Source organism: Niallia sp. FSL M8-0099, from assembly GCF_038006945.1.
In the GTDB taxonomy this organism is placed as follows: Bacteria; Bacillota; Bacilli; order Bacillales; family Cytobacillaceae; genus Niallia; species Niallia circulans.
The window spans coordinates 1247228-1261981 of record NZ_JBBOWF010000001.1 but is presented as its reverse complement, the minus strand read 5'-3'; the positions used below and the strand labels follow the sequence as shown (position 1 = coordinate 1261981).

The following is a 14754-nucleotide window of genomic DNA, read 5'->3' as shown; positions in this document are numbered from 1 at the left end:
ACCTCCCTACCTTTCTACCAGCTGGAATTTTTTATTAAAAATATTCATTAACAGTGATGTAGTTAAGCTAAATAATAAATACACAGAAATAACAATTAATAAAGTTTCTAATGTATGTCCTGTCTGGTTAATAATTGTATTTCCGATTCCAACAATATCTTGATATGCTACAGCCATTGCTAAACTTGAGTTTTTTATTAAATTTAAATATTGGCTTGTTAATGGCGGGATAATGATTCTAATTGCTTGCGGAAAAATAATTAACCGAAGTGCTGTATGACTTTTAAATCCAAGCGCTTTAGCAGCTTCTGTCTGCCCTTTTGGAACCCCCATTATTCCTGCACGAACAATTTCAGAAATATAGGTTGATGTATAGATTGTTAAGGCAGCTAAAACAGACATAAACCCGATGGATAATGACGTTCCTCCTTCAAATGAATTGCCATTAAATACAGGAACAGAAAAACCAAGTGGTCCATTTCCTAAAATAATATAGATAATTATCGTTCCAATTACTATTAATCCCACACTTGAAATGAACGGATATGTAGACTTACCTGATTCTATCGATACTTTGGTTAATTTTTTGAATAAAATTATGCTTCCTGCGATTAAAAAAATTAGAATGACAAGCCAGATCAGCGTATTATCCTGTAAGGTAAACCACGGAATAGAGGCACCTCTATTTGAAAAATAAAACGGCCCAACCGATATAGCATCTTGAATTTTCGGCATTGGTAAAAAAACAGCAAAATTCCAAATGAAAATTTGAACCAATAATGGTGTATTTCTAAAAACTTCAACATATACTGTTGCCACTTTACTGACTAACCAGTTGTTTGATAATCTCGCAACTCCTACAATGACTCCAATAATAGTTGCAAGGATAATCCCAAAAACGGAAACCTTAAGTGTATTTAATAATCCTACTAATAAAGCACGTGTATAAGGATCGTCAGGTGTATAACTAATAATAGATTCTGCTATAGGGAAAGATGCTTTTAAATTTAAGTAGTCTAATCCTAATACTAAACCTATTTGTTCGAGACCTGATATTACATTTCTCACCATAAAGGCAATTACTATTCCTACAATTAGAACAAAGATAATTTGACTAATTATCGGGACCACTTTTCTATTTCTCCAAAGAGGAGTCGATGTTGTTTTTTTCATTTCCACTATTTCTCACCTCTCACTTAAAAGAATAGGGGGTATCTCAAATAGATTAGACACTTTGGTTTTTGAGACCCCCCATATTTTTATCTGTTATTACCTATTAACGGAATGGAATAGAGTACAATAATCCCCCATCAGTATATAACGCATTTTGTGCACGCTCTAATTTGAACACTGTGTCAGGGCCTAAATTTCGCTCGTATATTTCACCATAGTTACCAACTTGTTTAATTACTTGGTAGGCAAAATCATTGGCTAAGCCTAGCTGTTCTCCTAGATTACCTTCCACTCCTAAAAGACGCTTAATCTCTGGGTTTTCACTAGTTAAGAAATCATCTACGTTTTTAGAGGTAATACCGAATTCTTCCGCTTGAATGGTTGCATATACAATCCATGATACTGCATCCGCCCATTTTTCGTCTCCATCCTTAACAGCTGGAGCTAGTGGTTCTTTTGATAATGTTTCTTCTAAAATAATATGAGCATCTGGATCCTGCAAAGTAGACTGGCGAGAAACTAATCCTGATTTATCTGTTGTCCAAGCATCAATAGAACCCTGTTCATATGCAGCAATTACAGCATCTGCATTATCAAATGTTTGTGCTGTATAGTTAACACCAGCTGCTTTCATCTGATCAGCTAAGTTTAATTCGGTTGTTGTTCCCGTTTCTACTCCAATTGTTTTACCCTCTAAATCTTTCAGTGTTTTGATTCCACTATCCTTTGGAACCATTATTCCCTGCCCATCATAGAAAGTAACTGGAGCAAAACTTAGCCCCACTTCAGCATCACGGTTTGTTGTCCAAGTTGTATTACGAATTAATACATCTACTTCACCAGATTGAACAGCAGTAAAGCGGTCTGTAGCTGATAGTGGTCTAAACTCAATTTTGGAAGGATCTCCAAGAACTCCCGCTGCAATCGCTCTTGCAAAATCAACATCAAAACCAGTATTTTTTCCATCTGAACCTATGTAGCCAAAACCAGGAAGAGCATCATTAACACCTGCTTTTAATGTCCCTCTATCTTTAATGGTTTCAAGTAAACTTTTAGAAGAACTTGTTTTTGCACCATTAGTACTTTCCCCATCTGATCCTGACTTACTTGAGCAGCCAGCTAAAGCTAGAACAAGCACTAATAAAATACTAAAAGTAAGCGACAAACTTTTCTTCATACAATATATCCCCCTATATCTTGTTTTTATGATACTAGCAAACTCTAATTAAAAGAATATTCAATCTATTATATTTACAAGAATACTCTTATTACATCGAATGTTAGTATCAGTCCTATTAGAAGTTAAAAAGCCAACTCATTTAACAATTGTTTGTTAACTTTTGTAACATCATGTTTTTATTATACCTATTTTTATTAGAATTACAAATAGTTTTTTGAAAACTTTTAATTATGAAAACAATTTAAACATTTTCGTTTTTATTTAGATTTACAAAAACCTTATATATCAGTAATTCGTATACCGAAAGACTTTCTTTTTTACTCGATACAAAAACCATCCCTCCGCTTTTATATCAGAAAAAAGATAGTATATATCTACGTTCCATCAAATAAAAATTATTTCAACATAACAAAAAGCTACATTTTGATAATAAACACTTGTTCCTTCTCCCTTCCTCCCCCTTTCATATGTTCGAAAATCTGACATCATTTCAACATAGAGCTAATTTTCCATTACATAAAAAAAGAGACTATTTACAAAAGAATCTCCATTTAAAACAGGTAGAATACTTTTGTAATAATCTCTTCTTTTAGTGAATTATTCTTGTTCATCCATCGGATTATATAATTTCACTTCTGGATTTTTATCTTGGAACCATCTTAATGCAAATTCATTTTCAAATAAAAATGCTTTTTTGCCGTAGCGATCCTCTACGAGCAGACTTCTTCCACTAGAAAGATTTTCATTTACCTCTTCATCCACTAACCAACGGGCAATTTTTGAACCTACATGCTCCATAATTACTTCTACATTGTACTCATTTCTCATTCGATGCTCAAATACTTCAAATTGTAGCTGACCAACTGCTCCCAGCAAATAATCTTCTGTTTTGACAGTCTTATATAACTGAATTGCACCTTCTTGTACGAGCTGCTGAATGCCTTTATGGAAATGTTTTTGTTTCATTACATTCTTTGCCGTTACCTTCACAAAAAGCTCAGGTGTAAATTGAGGTAGTTTTTCATATTGGTAAGCATTCTTGCTAACCGTTAATGTATCGCCAATTTGATAAAAACCTGGATCATACAACCCAATAATATCTCCACTAACCGCCTCATTAACTGTACTTCGATCATCTGCCATAAATTGTGTAGATTGCGCTAACTTTACTTGCTTCCCTGTTCTAGGTAAATTAACCGTCATGCCTCTTTCAAATTTCCCAGAACAAATACGTAAAAACGCGATACGGTCACGGTGAGCTGGATTCATATTCGCTTGAATTTTAAAAATGAACCCCGAAAACTCTTCTGATAAAGGATCAATCTCTCCAATGGTAGATTTTCTAGCTTGTGGAGACGGTGCAAATTGCAAATATGTTTCTAAAAATGTTTGTACCCCAAAATTACTTAATGCACTGCCAAAAAATACAGGTGTTAAATCACCATTATTAATTTTCTCCTCAGAAAACTCATTTCCAGCTTCATTTAAAAGCATAATTTCTTCTAATGTTTGATCATATAAAGAATCCTGTTTAATTGGATGATCTCCTTCAATCTCACCATCTTCATTTAGATCAACATATCTTTCCTTATCTTCTACACGGAACTGCTCAATTCGATTATAAAAACGATCATATATACCTAAAAATTCTTTCCCCATTCCAATCGGCCAATTCATTGGATAAGACTCGATTCCCATTACTTCTTCTAATTCCGCAAGTAATTCAAGAGGTGGCTTCCCTTGGCGATCTAATTTATTAATAAATGTAAAAATAGGGATACCTCGCATCTTACACACTTTAAATAACTTTAACGTTTGTTCCTCTATTCCTTTTGCCGAATCAATAATCATCACAGCACTATCCACAGCTGTTAGAGTACGATAAGTATCTTCACTAAAGTCTTGGTGTCCCGGTGTATCCAAAATATTTACTCGTGCATTTTTGTAGTCAAATTGCATCACACTTGATGTAACAGAAATCCCTCTTTGCTTTTCTATCTCCATCCAGTCACTTGTCGCATATTTTCCTGTTTTCTTCCCTTTTACTGTTCCAGCATCTCTAATTGCTCCGCCGAATAGTAATAACTTTTCCGTTAACGTCGTTTTTCCAGCATCCGGATGGGAAATAATCGCAAAGGTGCGACGAGATAGTACATCCTGTTTAAAATTCTTTGACATGTTACTTTCCTCTCTTTTACGGTTTCAAATTTAGTCCATTCCCTTATATTATCTCGATATATCAAAGTTTGCAATGGATTTAAACGTATTCAGCTACTTTTCTTTGTACTATTTTTCTTTTTTTATGAGTATCATCAATCTTATGTATTCCTAGCCAATTGATGAACATTACAGCTTAAGATTAATTTCTTCTAATACCTTTCCGATTGATTCATAAATGACAATGTCAGCAATGCCATCCATTTGAGTTTGCTCTTTATTAATAATGATAAGTTTAGCCCCTGTTTGCTTTGCAAGTAAGGGAAATTGATTTGCTGGTGAAACGGATAAAGAGGATCCTAAAACTAAGAAGACATCAGAATTTATGGCCGCCTCTTCCGCTCTCAAAAATGGCTGTTCTGGGAGCATTTCTCCAAAAAGTACAATGGAAGGTCTTAATATTCCTCCACAACTGCATGAATAGTTGTCATGTAAATATTCATCACTAGGATAGCTCCTTCCACATATTTCACAATGAACCTTTTTTAATGTTCCATGCAATTCAGCAACTTTCTGATTTCCTGCTTCTTCGTGAAATCCATCCACATTCTGTGTGATGATTTGTTTTACATAGCCTTTTCTTTCCCAATCACTTAATATGTAATAGCCATGATGCGGCTTAAATTCATGAATACCTTGAACTCGGTTACGATAAAACTCAATAAATTCTTGCACATGATTATTTAGGGCACTCGTACTGGAAAGGTATTGTTTTTTTTCAGCAGTCCATAATCCCTTATTAGCAGATCGAAAATCAGGCAATCCACTCTCCGTAGACATCCCAGCACCAGTAAATATAACAAAATAATTAGCAGACTTTATTAATTGAACTAAGGAATCCATCTATCCATTTCCCCCTAATACATATCTTATCTATTCATTTTAGCAAATAGTTATGACTCCTCAAAATTAAGAAAGAATGATTTGCTCCCCAAAAGATAATCTGTGGAACCCTGCACGTTTCATTGCACGAAAAAGTATATTTTGTATAAATATATGTACTTTATTCACTCTACTTAATATCATTAAAAGAAGACTGACTCTTCGAATCAGCCTTCCATTTTTCGTTATTTTACCATTTAAAGCAAGCTGCACCCACAATGATTAAAAGAATGAATAAAACAACGATTAAAGCGAAACCTCCGCCGTAACCTGCACCACCATAGCCATAACCATAGCCGGGATATCCACAACCATATCCGTACATTCTATTTCCTCCTTTTAATATCTGTTTCGTTACGGATTAATAAAATCCGCCGTAACCCCAAGAAGCACCAATAATTACCAATAAAATAAACAATACTACTAAAAGAGCGAAACCTCCGCCGTAACCTACTCCAACTTCACCCATGAATAAAAACCTCCTTTTTTTGATTCCATATATCCTATTCAAGAATTAAAAATGTGCGATAGACAAATGCACATTTTTTAGGTTTTTTAACCAGATATCCTTGGAATTACATTGATCTCGTTTCTTGCTGATTTTTCCCTTATATCAAATTTTTCTTTATAAACTACAAAAGGCGCTATCTTCCGAGTTTAAAAAAAACCCTTAGAAGATAGCACCTTCATATAATTTATTCTTTATTTTTTGGAATGAAATTAAAAATTTCATGTGATTCTAAACTATCTACAAAACGTTCAAGCCAATCATAATAATCTAGTGCATAATTCATTTTCTCTAAGTCATTAGTTGCATCTTTTATAACATCTTCAGAAATTCCTTCTTTATTCATTAAAGCTTTTATTTCATTCATTGATTTTTCAATTGCATATATATTTTCAGTAATCGCTAACCGCCATTTAATTGTGAAATAATCGATAAATGTTTGATACCAATCTTCTTCTGCTCTATATAAATCTTTTCGAACACCTTTTCGCCATACTTTGTCTACCATCTTCAATTCAAGCAAGGTTCTAACCGACGTACTCATACTGGTTTTACTCATCCCTAGCTCTTCTTTCATTTCGTCAAGCGTCATAGGATTTTCTTGGAACAATAGCATTCCATATAATCTACCAATTGATTCAGTCACTCCATATAAATCCATGTTTTGAGCTACGGAATCAATCACTCTCTCTCGAGCAATATTTAACTGCTCCCTATCCGTCATTTATCATTCACATCCATATTATATGTTTACTTATACATTGTAATCATGATTATTTCAATAATCAAGGTGAATCAATAATCAAGCACTTAAATACTTTTTCTGTTTATAGATTAACATGAATAAAAAAATTGTAAAGTAGTAACCTAGATAGTATATCAAAGCATTTGGGCGCATTATTAAGCATATAAGCCCTATAGTTCATACAGTTTTTTCTGTACGTTCAGAATGAATCTTTTTAACTGATTATACAGTTTGAAGTGTCTATTGGTTATCTTCTATAATATATGTAGGCTCGCTTTACAGAGCGTTTAGAATTAAAGAGGTGAAAGAATGGAAAGTATGGCAAAATTAAAAGTCGAAAATGTTACAAAGATTTTCGGCAAAAACGCAAAAAAAGCAATTCAACTACTAAATAGTGGTGAATCAAAAAAGGATATCCTCAAAAAAACAGGAGCAACAGTCGGTGTAAACAAGGCTAGTTTTGAAGTGAATCCTGGTGAAATCTTTGTAATCATGGGGCTATCCGGTAGTGGTAAATCTACATTAGTACGTATGTTTAATCGTCTGATTGATCCTACAATCGGGAACATTTATATTGATGGCAAAGACATCGTAAAAATGTCAAAAGAAGACTTACGTAAAGTTCGCAGAGAAAAAATAAGTATGGTCTTCCAAAAATTCGCTCTACTCCCTCATCGAACAATATTGGAAAATGCGGAATATGGATTAGAAATTCAAGGGATTGATAAAGCAACAAGAAAAGAACGTGCACTTGAATCACTTAAATTAGTTGGATTATCAGGTTATGAATCCCAATATCCAGACCAATTAAGTGGTGGAATGCAGCAAAGGGTCGGTCTTGCTCGCGCTTTAGCAAATGACCCAGATATTCTTCTAATGGATGAAGCATTTAGTGCCCTTGATCCTCTTATTCGAAAAGATATGCAGGACGAATTATTAGACTTGCAATCAAATATGGAAAAAACAATTATCTTTATTACACATGACTTAGATGAAGCACTTCGTATTGGCGATCGTATAGCACTAATGAAAGATGGATCCATTGTTCAAGTTGGAACACCTGAAGAAATATTAATGAATCCATCCAATGATTATGTAGAACGATTTGTCGAAGATGTAGATTTATCGAAAGTATTGACTGCCAATCATATAATGAAACGCGCAGAAGCAGTAACGATTGAAAAGGGACCTCGTGTCGCATTACAAATGATGAAGAAACTAGGAATTTCAAGCATCTATGTCGTTAATAAGAAAAGAGAATTACTCGGAGCAATCACAGCAGATGATGCACGTGCAGCTGCCGAAAAAAATGAAGGCATCGAAAACATTTTACAAAAAGATGTAATTACCGTTACAGGTGACACATTATTAGCTGATCTCTTTGATAAAGTATCAACTGCAATCATTCCAGTTGCCGTGATAGATGAACAGAATAGATTAAAAGGGATTCTGGTTAGAGGTGCAGTTATTGGAGCCCTTGCTGGTAACAACGAACTTATTAATACTCCGCCAACCGAAGAATCAGTATTAGTTGGGGGGAATGAATAATGAATAATCTAATTCCTAAATTACCAGTTGCAGATTGGATTGATTCCTTTGTTGCTTGGCTGACAACTACTTTTGAAGTATTATTTGATGGCATCACTGCAGTATTAGAATTTGTAGTAAATATTTTAGTAGGCTTCTTTGGATTTATTCCTCCTATTTTATTAATCATTTTACTTACATTACTCGCATGGAAATTAGCGAATAAGAAGATTGCAATCTTCACTCTTATCGGATTACTACTAGTAGATAATTTAGGCTATTGGGAACCCATGATTGATACACTGGCTCTTGTTCTCTCTGCTGTATTTATCTCCATTATAATTGGTGTTCCACTAGGAATATGGGCTTCACAAAATAACACTGTCCGCAATATTGTTATCCCAATATTAGACTTTATGCAAACAATGCCAGCCTTTGTTTATCTTATTCCTGCTATCTTCTTCTTTAGTATCGGGGTCGTACCTGGAGTGGTAGCATCGGTAATATTTGCTATGCCACCTACTATTCGTTTGACTATTCTTGGAATCCAACAGGTTCCTAGTGATATTAGAGAAGCGACAGAAAGCTTCGGTAGCACAACTAGCCAAAAATTATTAAAGGTTGAGTTACCACTTGCTATGCCAACAATACTAGCTGGGATTAACCAAAGTATTATGCTTGCACTATCAATGGTAGTTATTGCTGCAATGGTTGGTGCACCAGGACTTGGTGCTGATGTATATCGTGCAGTAACTCAAATTCAAATTGGGCGTGGATTTGAAGCTGGTATATCTATTGTAGTACTTGCGATCATTTTAGATAGAATTACCCAAAATGTGGGTACAAAGAAGAAGGGGGCAAAATAATATGAAAAAAATGACTAGTTTATTAGGAGCAATCACTCTTACTTTAGGGTTAGCTGCCTGTGGTTCTAACAGTGCAGACGATCCGAATGCAACAATTGGTGAAAAAGTTGATTATGAAATTATCGGCATCGATCCTGGTGCAGGTATCATGAAAGCAGCTAGTAAGGCGATTAGCGACTATGACTTAAAAGATTGGAAATTAGTAGAAGGCTCAAGCGCAGCAATGACTGCTACGCTAAAAAAGGCGTATGATAAAAAAGAACCAATTATCATAACTGGCTGGACTCCACATTGGATGTTCACTGCATATGATTTAAAATACTTAGAAGATCCAAAAGGCTCTTTTGGTGCAGATGAAAACATTCACTCCATTGCACGTAATGGATTAAAAGAAGATATGCCTGAAGCATATCAAGTTCTGGATAATTTCCATTGGACAACAGATGATATGGGTGTTGTTATGATGGATATTTATGAAGGTGAAGATCCAGCAAAAGCAGCTGAAAAATGGATAAAAGATAATGCTGATAAAGTTAGTGAATGGACAAAAGGCGTGAGCAAGGTAGACGGAGACAAAATTAAAATTGGATATGTAGCATGGGATAGTGAAATTGCAAGTACCAATGTTATCGGCAAAGTTTTAACAGATTTAGGTTATAATGTAACGTTAAGTCAAGTCGAAGCAGGTCCGATGTGGACTGGTGTAGCAGATGGCAGCCTAGATGCACATATTGCAGGTTGGTTACCAATTACGCATGAAGACTATGCGAACAAATACAAAGGTCAATTCGAAGATCTAGGACCTAACTTAGAAGGAACAAAACTAGGTCTTGTTGTACCTAGCTATATGAAAGATATTAATTCAATTGAAGATTTAAAAGAAAAAAAATAAAGAAAAAAGAGACTCATCTGAAATAATTTCAGATGAGTCTCTTTTTTCTTTATTCTGATTTATTACTTAAATTATCGTTTAACTCATTAATACTCTGACGAATATTTCCTTTGCCTGATAAATTTTCAAGTAACTCTTTTACATCGATTCCAGCAGATGCCTTTAGTGATTCTTGCATTGTTGACATTAAGTTTGTTGCATAGCCTGTGACTTTATTTGCGCCACCGTTACTGCTATCACTTCCAGTATCCACAACCGTAATCTTATCGATATTAGCTAATGGGCTGGCCACTTGTTTTGCGTATTCAGGTAACATACCAAGTACCATATCCAAGATTGCCGCTTGACCATATTGTGCATATGCTTCGGCAATTTTGCGTTTTGCTTCTGCTTCGGCCAAACCTTTTAAGCGGATAATTTCTGCTTCTGTTTCCCCTTTTGCTTTTTCTGCTTCCGCTTTTGCTAAACCATCTACCCGCACTTTTTCTGCTTCCGCTTTTGCTTGTGATTCAATACGATATTGGTTTGCATCTGCTTCGGCAATTTCTCGGCGTTTATTCGCTTCGGCAGCCTGTTCCATTGCGTAACGATCGGCATCGGCTTTCTTTTTAACCTCTGAATCATACTGCTTTTCTCTTCTTAAGATCTCTTTTTCTTCCAACTCAATTTGTTTCTGTCTTTCAATGATCTTAATTTGCATTTCTTGTTCGGTAACTTCTTGCTTAGATCGAGCACTTTCTAAATCATACGCTTGGTCAGCACGTGCTTTCGCAACATCTTGCTCTCTTCTATAATCAGCAATCTTCATTTGGTTTTCTTTTTCTGCTTCGGCAATCTCTGTTGCTCTTTCTAACTCTGCCTTTTTAGCATCTTTATCTGCTTCGGCTTTTTTGATTCTTGTTTCTTTATCTGCCTCAGCCGTTGCAATATCTGCATCTCGTTTTACTTGAGCAATTCTTGGTTTACCAAGCGATTCTAAGTATCCGTTTTTATCTCTGACATCTTTAATTGTAAAGGATACAATGACTAGACCCATTTTTGCTAAGTCATGCGAAGCAACCCTTTGTACTTCTTGCGAAAATTTATCCCGATTTTTATAAATTTCTTCGACTGTCATACTACCTAGAATTGAACGTAAATGTCCTTCTAATACTTCTCTTGCTTCGTTTTCACGATCTTGTTTTGATTTTCCTAGAAACTGTTCAGCTGCAGTGGCAATTTCACCAATAGAACCACCAATTTTAATAATAGCTGTGCCATCTGCCATAACTGGAACGCCTTGTTCTGTATATACTTCCGGTGTAGAAACATCTAATTTACTAGATAATAAACTCAGAGGTTCGGATTGCTGGAAAACTGGGAGAATAAATGCCCCTCCCCCTCTAATAATTTTAATTTTATTTCCTGATTCATCAACATGAACATTTTTAGAACCTAAATAACTACCTGTTACAATTAATGCTTCATCCGGTCCTGCAGTTTTATATTTCGCCATAAAAATACTAATAAGTGCGATTAATAAAAATGCTACAATTCCTATTACAATATAAATCTCAATGGCCATTTATTTTTCCTCCTTTTGTCTGCTTTTCTATATGCCATCCTTGCGAACAACATAAGCAACATTTTCTTTAATCTCTACTACAACCGTTTCTTCACCAAAGCCAATTTCTTCATTATAAAAGCTAGCTGCCGTTTTTGAGATATTTCCACTGATGCTTTCGATCAATATTTCTCCATAACCGTCCTTCGGAATTGTTGTAATAACTTTACCAATTCTTCCCTTAAGTGATTCATCGCTATAAACTAATGATTCTTCTGCATTGGCAAGAGGAATAAAAACAAAAAGGTGTAAACAGCTGGAAATAATAAGTGCGATTACTGCTGAAATGGAAAGAATAATGATGCTATTGATAGTAGAATACTTCTCCATAAGATAACCACTTGCTGATAATATCGTAAAAAAAGCAAGGATTAAAGTAGGATTAAATACACCAACATCTCCACCAAATAAGTCTGAAAGTAATAAGGTTAATATGACACATATTCCCGAACCAATTAAAACAGTTAAATAAATGGACGGAAGATCAAAGCCGAATAATTCCATATACATCATTCACTTTCTAAAAATTTAATTTTGCTATGTATTCACTAAAATCAGACCCCCTTCATTTTAGTACTTACCATACTTACGACTTAAACGAAGAAAGGTTTCAGGAATTTTTTAAAAACATCTAATTTATACTTAAATTGTATGAACTGACATATAGAAATAAATACCTAATACCCCTTTTTAGCTCCAGCTTAATAAATATGCCAAAATATCAATCTTCCATTAATATTTCGTCATCTTTAAGAATTTGTTTCATATCATAATTTAAGGGGAATTTTATCTATACCTACTAAATATTTTCTATATACCATTGTTACCGTTTGAGCAATAAAACTTAATGAAAAGGTGATATTGTGGAGAAGCATATGAAACGTACAGATAAACATAAGGAAGATGAAAATAAAAATAATATTGGTAAAAAAGTGATGTATTTTTTAGGCTCTATCTTACTTCTTACCACAATTTTTGGAGGTTATATATTTTCAGATAGATATTTTGCTAGTGAGCCGAAAACAGGAACAGAAGAATATGGGGACAAAGTAGTCATTACCTTGCCAAACGGGAAAAAAGTGTTTACTTATGAAAATCTAATTGTAGAAGAAGATGGCAAACTTCTGTATAAAGGAGAACGTAATACAATCGATTTATCAGGAGGAGTGGTTGTCTATGAAAATTGGGAGGACTAATCAAACTTATTTTGATATAAAGCCAGCAATTGCTGCCTTATTGCAGATAGCACTAAAAAGCTGCCAAAAAACTGATAAATATTTTGGCAGCTTTTTTATATATGTATCCAGACTGTAAGAAAATTGCTGTATTTTGGAAACAGAAGTTGAGTAAAGGGTATTTATTTAAACTTTTTGAATCAAGGTGGTGCTCTGTGCTAAGCAACACATGAAAATGCAATTCTACTTCTCCAATATCTTTTTGTCTCCAAACCTCTTCTTACGAATTATAGGTTAAAGGAGGCTTATTTTTTGTAATCCGTAAGCTAGTCCTCCATCATCTACATGCTTTGTAATAAATTTTGCATATGGCTTAATATCTTCATGAGCATTCCCCATAGCTATTCCCATTCCTACATACGAAAGCATTTCTTTGTCGTTTAATCCATCTCCAAATGCTACTGCTTCCTTTGGATCGATATTTAAAATGTTTAAAATTTGTGCAATCCCAGCTGCTTTAGATCCACCTGTTGGAATAACATCCATGGATAAAGGATGCCAACGAACAAAATGTATATTAGAAAACGCTTCTTCATATACCTTTTCTTCGCTTTCCTCACAAAAAAGCAAGCATTGATAAATATCGGCTTCCTTCCAAAAATCTTGTCGATAAGAAGGTACCTTTAATTTTAATGATTGGAAGGATTCAATAATATGTGCATGCTCTTTATGATTAGCACAACCTTCCTTACTCCCTTGAAAAACGATAGGATGATTATTTTTTAAGGCAGTATTTTCTAGCAATTCTAGGGTATTCATCGGGATTGGTTTTTTATATACTTCCTTTTTTCCATGGACAACATATGACCCATTAAAAGAAATATATGACGATAAACCAAGCTCATCTAAAATATGGGAAAAGAAATAAGGTGCTCTTCCAGTTGCTAAAACAATTGGGATATTCCGCTTCTTTAATTCCTTAATCGCTGCTTTCGCGTCATTAGGAATTTGTTTCTCTTCATTTACTAATGTACCATCAATATCAATAAATACAATTTTATATGTCAAATTTCTTTCTCCTTTATTATTTCTTTATTAATGAGCTGCTTCTAGCCAATAGTGGTCTTTGATTATTCCAAATGACTTCTACCGGTAACGAAAAAAAGCTGCTCATATTCTTGCTGGTTAATACTTCCTTTGTATATCCTGAGATAAATTCCTCTCCCTTTTTCAGCAGAAAAGTATGGGAAAACACTGGTAATATTTCCTCCACATGATGCGTAACGTAAATGATGCTGCTTTTTTCAGATACCAAACTAATAATGGTATCTAATAATTGTTCTCTTGCTAAAAAATCTAAGCCGGTAGCTGGTTCATCTAAAATAATTAGTTCAGGATTTACCATTAACGCTCTTCCAATTAGTACTCTTTGTCTCTCTCCTTGTGATAAACTACTATATGGTCTATCTGCATAATCCAAGCAGCCTAGCTTCTCCATTATTTCAATTGCCTTGTTTCTAATTTCCGCTGTTGGTGACTCATATAATCCAATCGAAGCATATGCGCCGCTAAGTACAATTTCAAATGCGCTATCTGATGCATATAAATTTTGTTGTAGCCGGTTGGATACTAGTCCAATATTCCGCCTTAGCGCTCCTCCTAACTCTGACTTCCCAAATACTTTCCCTAATACTTCCATCTTTCCAACAGTCGGATGATAATACGCACAAATCATATTTAACAAAGCTGTCTTTCCGGCCCCATTTAGACCATACAGAATCCAATTTTCTCCTTTTTTAATCTCCCAATTAATATTTTTCAAAATCCACTGACCATTTCTTTTTAAGCCAACCTCTTCTAATTTAACAATCATGCCAATCCCCCTATCTTCTCTACATTTTACTAAAAATTCATATAATTTGTACAGAATGAGGAATCAAGAACATTCGTATTTATCATTGCTCATTTTAGCAAACAAGTCCAAAT

Annotated in this window: 16 protein-coding genes; 5 read left to right on the top strand and 11 right to left on the bottom strand. The window is 34.5% G+C overall.

From position 1 onward, the window contains the following. Positions 1–6: 6 nt before the first annotated feature. From NSQ92_RS05845 to NSQ92_RS05815, 7 genes are all read right to left on the bottom strand, one after another. Positions 7–1131, bottom strand: a complete 1125-nt coding sequence (locus NSQ92_RS05845) for an amino acid ABC transporter permease (RefSeq protein WP_309325270.1) — start codon at positions 1129–1131, stop codon at positions 7–9. A 145-nt stretch (positions 1132–1276) separates the two neighbouring features. Next, complete coding sequence (locus tag NSQ92_RS05840; RefSeq protein ID WP_047942941.1) at positions 1277–2350, bottom strand: amino acid ABC transporter substrate-binding protein; 1074 nt, start codon at positions 2348–2350, stop codon at positions 1277–1279. A 600-nt stretch (positions 2351–2950) separates the two neighbouring features. Next, positions 2951–4531, bottom strand: coding sequence for a peptide chain release factor 3 (locus NSQ92_RS05835; protein WP_047942940.1), 1581 nt, complete (start codon positions 4529–4531; stop codon positions 2951–2953). A gap of 168 nt (positions 4532–4699) precedes the next feature. Beyond that, the gene (locus tag NSQ92_RS05830; protein WP_095321849.1) at positions 4700–5413 is read right to left on the bottom strand and encodes an NAD-dependent deacylase; all 714 of its coding nucleotides are present in this window, start codon (positions 5411–5413) and stop codon (positions 4700–4702) included. Positions 5414–5642: 229 nt separating this feature from the next. Then, complete coding sequence (locus NSQ92_RS05825; protein ID WP_082809995.1) at positions 5643–5777, bottom strand: YjcZ family sporulation protein; 135 nt, start codon at positions 5775–5777, stop codon at positions 5643–5645. Positions 5778–5813: 36 nt separating this feature from the next. Beyond that, on the bottom strand, positions 5814–5921 hold the full coding sequence (locus tag NSQ92_RS05820) for a YjcZ family sporulation protein (protein ID WP_082138357.1): 108 nt from the start codon (positions 5919–5921) through the stop codon (positions 5814–5816). 226 nt (positions 5922–6147) lie between these two features. Then, a complete protein-coding gene (locus NSQ92_RS05815; RefSeq protein WP_047942936.1) occupies positions 6148–6684 on the bottom strand; it encodes a GbsR/MarR family transcriptional regulator in 537 nt (178 codons plus the stop codon). 330 nt (positions 6685–7014) lie between these two features. Here NSQ92_RS05815 and proV point away from each other — a divergent pair, with 330 nt between their 5' ends. From proV to NSQ92_RS05800, 3 genes are read left to right on the top strand one after another with little or no spacing between them, the layout of a single operon-like run. Further along, entirely contained in the window at positions 7015–8253 is a 1239-nt protein-coding gene (proV, locus tag NSQ92_RS05810; RefSeq protein WP_047942935.1) for a glycine betaine/L-proline ABC transporter ATP-binding protein ProV, read from the top strand. Beyond that, positions 8253–9098 (top strand): ABC transporter permease, encoded by an 846-nt coding sequence (locus NSQ92_RS05805; RefSeq protein WP_047942934.1) that lies wholly within the window; start codon positions 8253–8255, stop codon positions 9096–9098. Before proV ends, NSQ92_RS05805 begins: the two co-directional genes overlap by 1 nt. Position 9099: 1 nt before the next feature. Beyond that, positions 9100–9990, top strand: coding sequence for a glycine betaine ABC transporter substrate-binding protein (locus NSQ92_RS05800; protein WP_047942933.1), 891 nt, complete (start codon positions 9100–9102; stop codon positions 9988–9990). 49 nt (positions 9991–10039) lie between these two features. Here NSQ92_RS05800 and NSQ92_RS05795 read toward each other — a convergent pair whose 3' ends face one another. Then, positions 10040–11554: a flotillin family protein gene (locus NSQ92_RS05795; protein ID WP_095257645.1), complete on the bottom strand. Its 1515-nt coding sequence runs from the start codon at positions 11552–11554 to the stop codon at positions 10040–10042. Between the two features lie 27 nt (positions 11555–11581). After that, complete coding sequence (locus NSQ92_RS05790) at positions 11582–12097, bottom strand: hypothetical protein (protein ID WP_095257669.1); 516 nt, start codon at positions 12095–12097, stop codon at positions 11582–11584. A gap of 371 nt (positions 12098–12468) precedes the next feature. Here NSQ92_RS05790 and NSQ92_RS05785 point away from each other — a divergent pair, with 371 nt between their 5' ends. Next, positions 12469–12789 (top strand): hypothetical protein, encoded by a 321-nt coding sequence (locus NSQ92_RS05785; RefSeq protein WP_144579850.1) that lies wholly within the window; start codon positions 12469–12471, stop codon positions 12787–12789. Next, complete coding sequence (locus NSQ92_RS05780; protein ID WP_341152924.1) at positions 12770–12907, top strand: hypothetical protein; 138 nt, start codon at positions 12770–12772, stop codon at positions 12905–12907. The genes NSQ92_RS05785 and NSQ92_RS05780 overlap by 20 nt, the downstream gene beginning before the upstream one ends. 155 nt (positions 12908–13062) lie before the next feature. On the opposite strand, the gene NSQ92_RS05775 is transcribed toward NSQ92_RS05780, so the two are convergent. Together NSQ92_RS05775 and NSQ92_RS05770 are read right to left on the bottom strand one after the other, a co-directional pair. After that, positions 13063–13836 carry a Cof-type HAD-IIB family hydrolase gene (locus NSQ92_RS05775; RefSeq protein WP_061796831.1) on the bottom strand — a complete coding sequence of 258 codons (774 nt, stop codon included), beginning with the start codon at positions 13834–13836 and terminating at the stop codon, positions 13063–13065. Between the two features lie 16 nt (positions 13837–13852). Beyond that, entirely contained in the window at positions 13853–14641 is a 789-nt protein-coding gene (locus NSQ92_RS05770; RefSeq protein WP_047942928.1) for an ABC transporter ATP-binding protein, read from the bottom strand. Between the last annotated feature and the right edge of the window lie 113 nt (positions 14642–14754).

Bases quoted from the DNA above. Each gene is read 5' to 3' on its own strand.
- NSQ92_RS05780 (WP_341152924.1), top strand. From the start codon at position 12,770: ATGAAAATTGGGAGGACTAATCAAACTTATTTTGATATAAAGCCAGCA.
- NSQ92_RS05820 (WP_082138357.1), bottom strand. From the start codon at position 5,921: ATGGGTGAAGTTGGAGTAGGTTACGGCGGAGGTTTCGCTCTTTTAGTA.
- NSQ92_RS05840 (WP_047942941.1), bottom strand. From the start codon at position 2,350: ATGAAGAAAAGTTTGTCGCTTACTTTTAGTATTTTATTAGTGCTTGTT.
- NSQ92_RS05805 (WP_047942934.1), top strand. From the start codon at position 8,253: ATGAATAATCTAATTCCTAAATTACCAGTTGCAGATTGGATTGATTCC.
- NSQ92_RS05770 (WP_047942928.1), bottom strand. From the start codon at position 14,641: ATGATTGTTAAATTAGAAGAGGTTGGCTTAAAAAGAAATGGTCAGTGG.
- NSQ92_RS05795 (WP_095257645.1), bottom strand. From the start codon at position 11,554: ATGGCCATTGAGATTTATATTGTAATAGGAATTGTAGCATTTTTATTA.
- NSQ92_RS05835 (WP_047942940.1), bottom strand. From the start codon at position 4,531: ATGTCAAAGAATTTTAAACAGGATGTACTATCTCGTCGCACCTTTGCG.
- NSQ92_RS05830 (WP_095321849.1), bottom strand. From the start codon at position 5,413: ATGGATTCCTTAGTTCAATTAATAAAGTCTGCTAATTATTTTGTTATA.
- NSQ92_RS05790 (WP_095257669.1), bottom strand. From the start codon at position 12,097: ATGGAATTATTCGGCTTTGATCTTCCGTCCATTTATTTAACTGTTTTA.
- NSQ92_RS05800 (WP_047942933.1), top strand. From the start codon at position 9,100: ATGAAAAAAATGACTAGTTTATTAGGAGCAATCACTCTTACTTTAGGG.
- proV (WP_047942935.1), top strand. From the start codon at position 7,015: ATGGAAAGTATGGCAAAATTAAAAGTCGAAAATGTTACAAAGATTTTC.
- NSQ92_RS05785 (WP_144579850.1), top strand. From the start codon at position 12,469: ATGAAACGTACAGATAAACATAAGGAAGATGAAAATAAAAATAATATT.
- NSQ92_RS05825 (WP_082809995.1), bottom strand. From the start codon at position 5,777: ATGTACGGATATGGTTGTGGATATCCCGGCTATGGTTATGGCTATGGT.
- NSQ92_RS05815 (WP_047942936.1), bottom strand. From the start codon at position 6,684: ATGACGGATAGGGAGCAGTTAAATATTGCTCGAGAGAGAGTGATTGAT.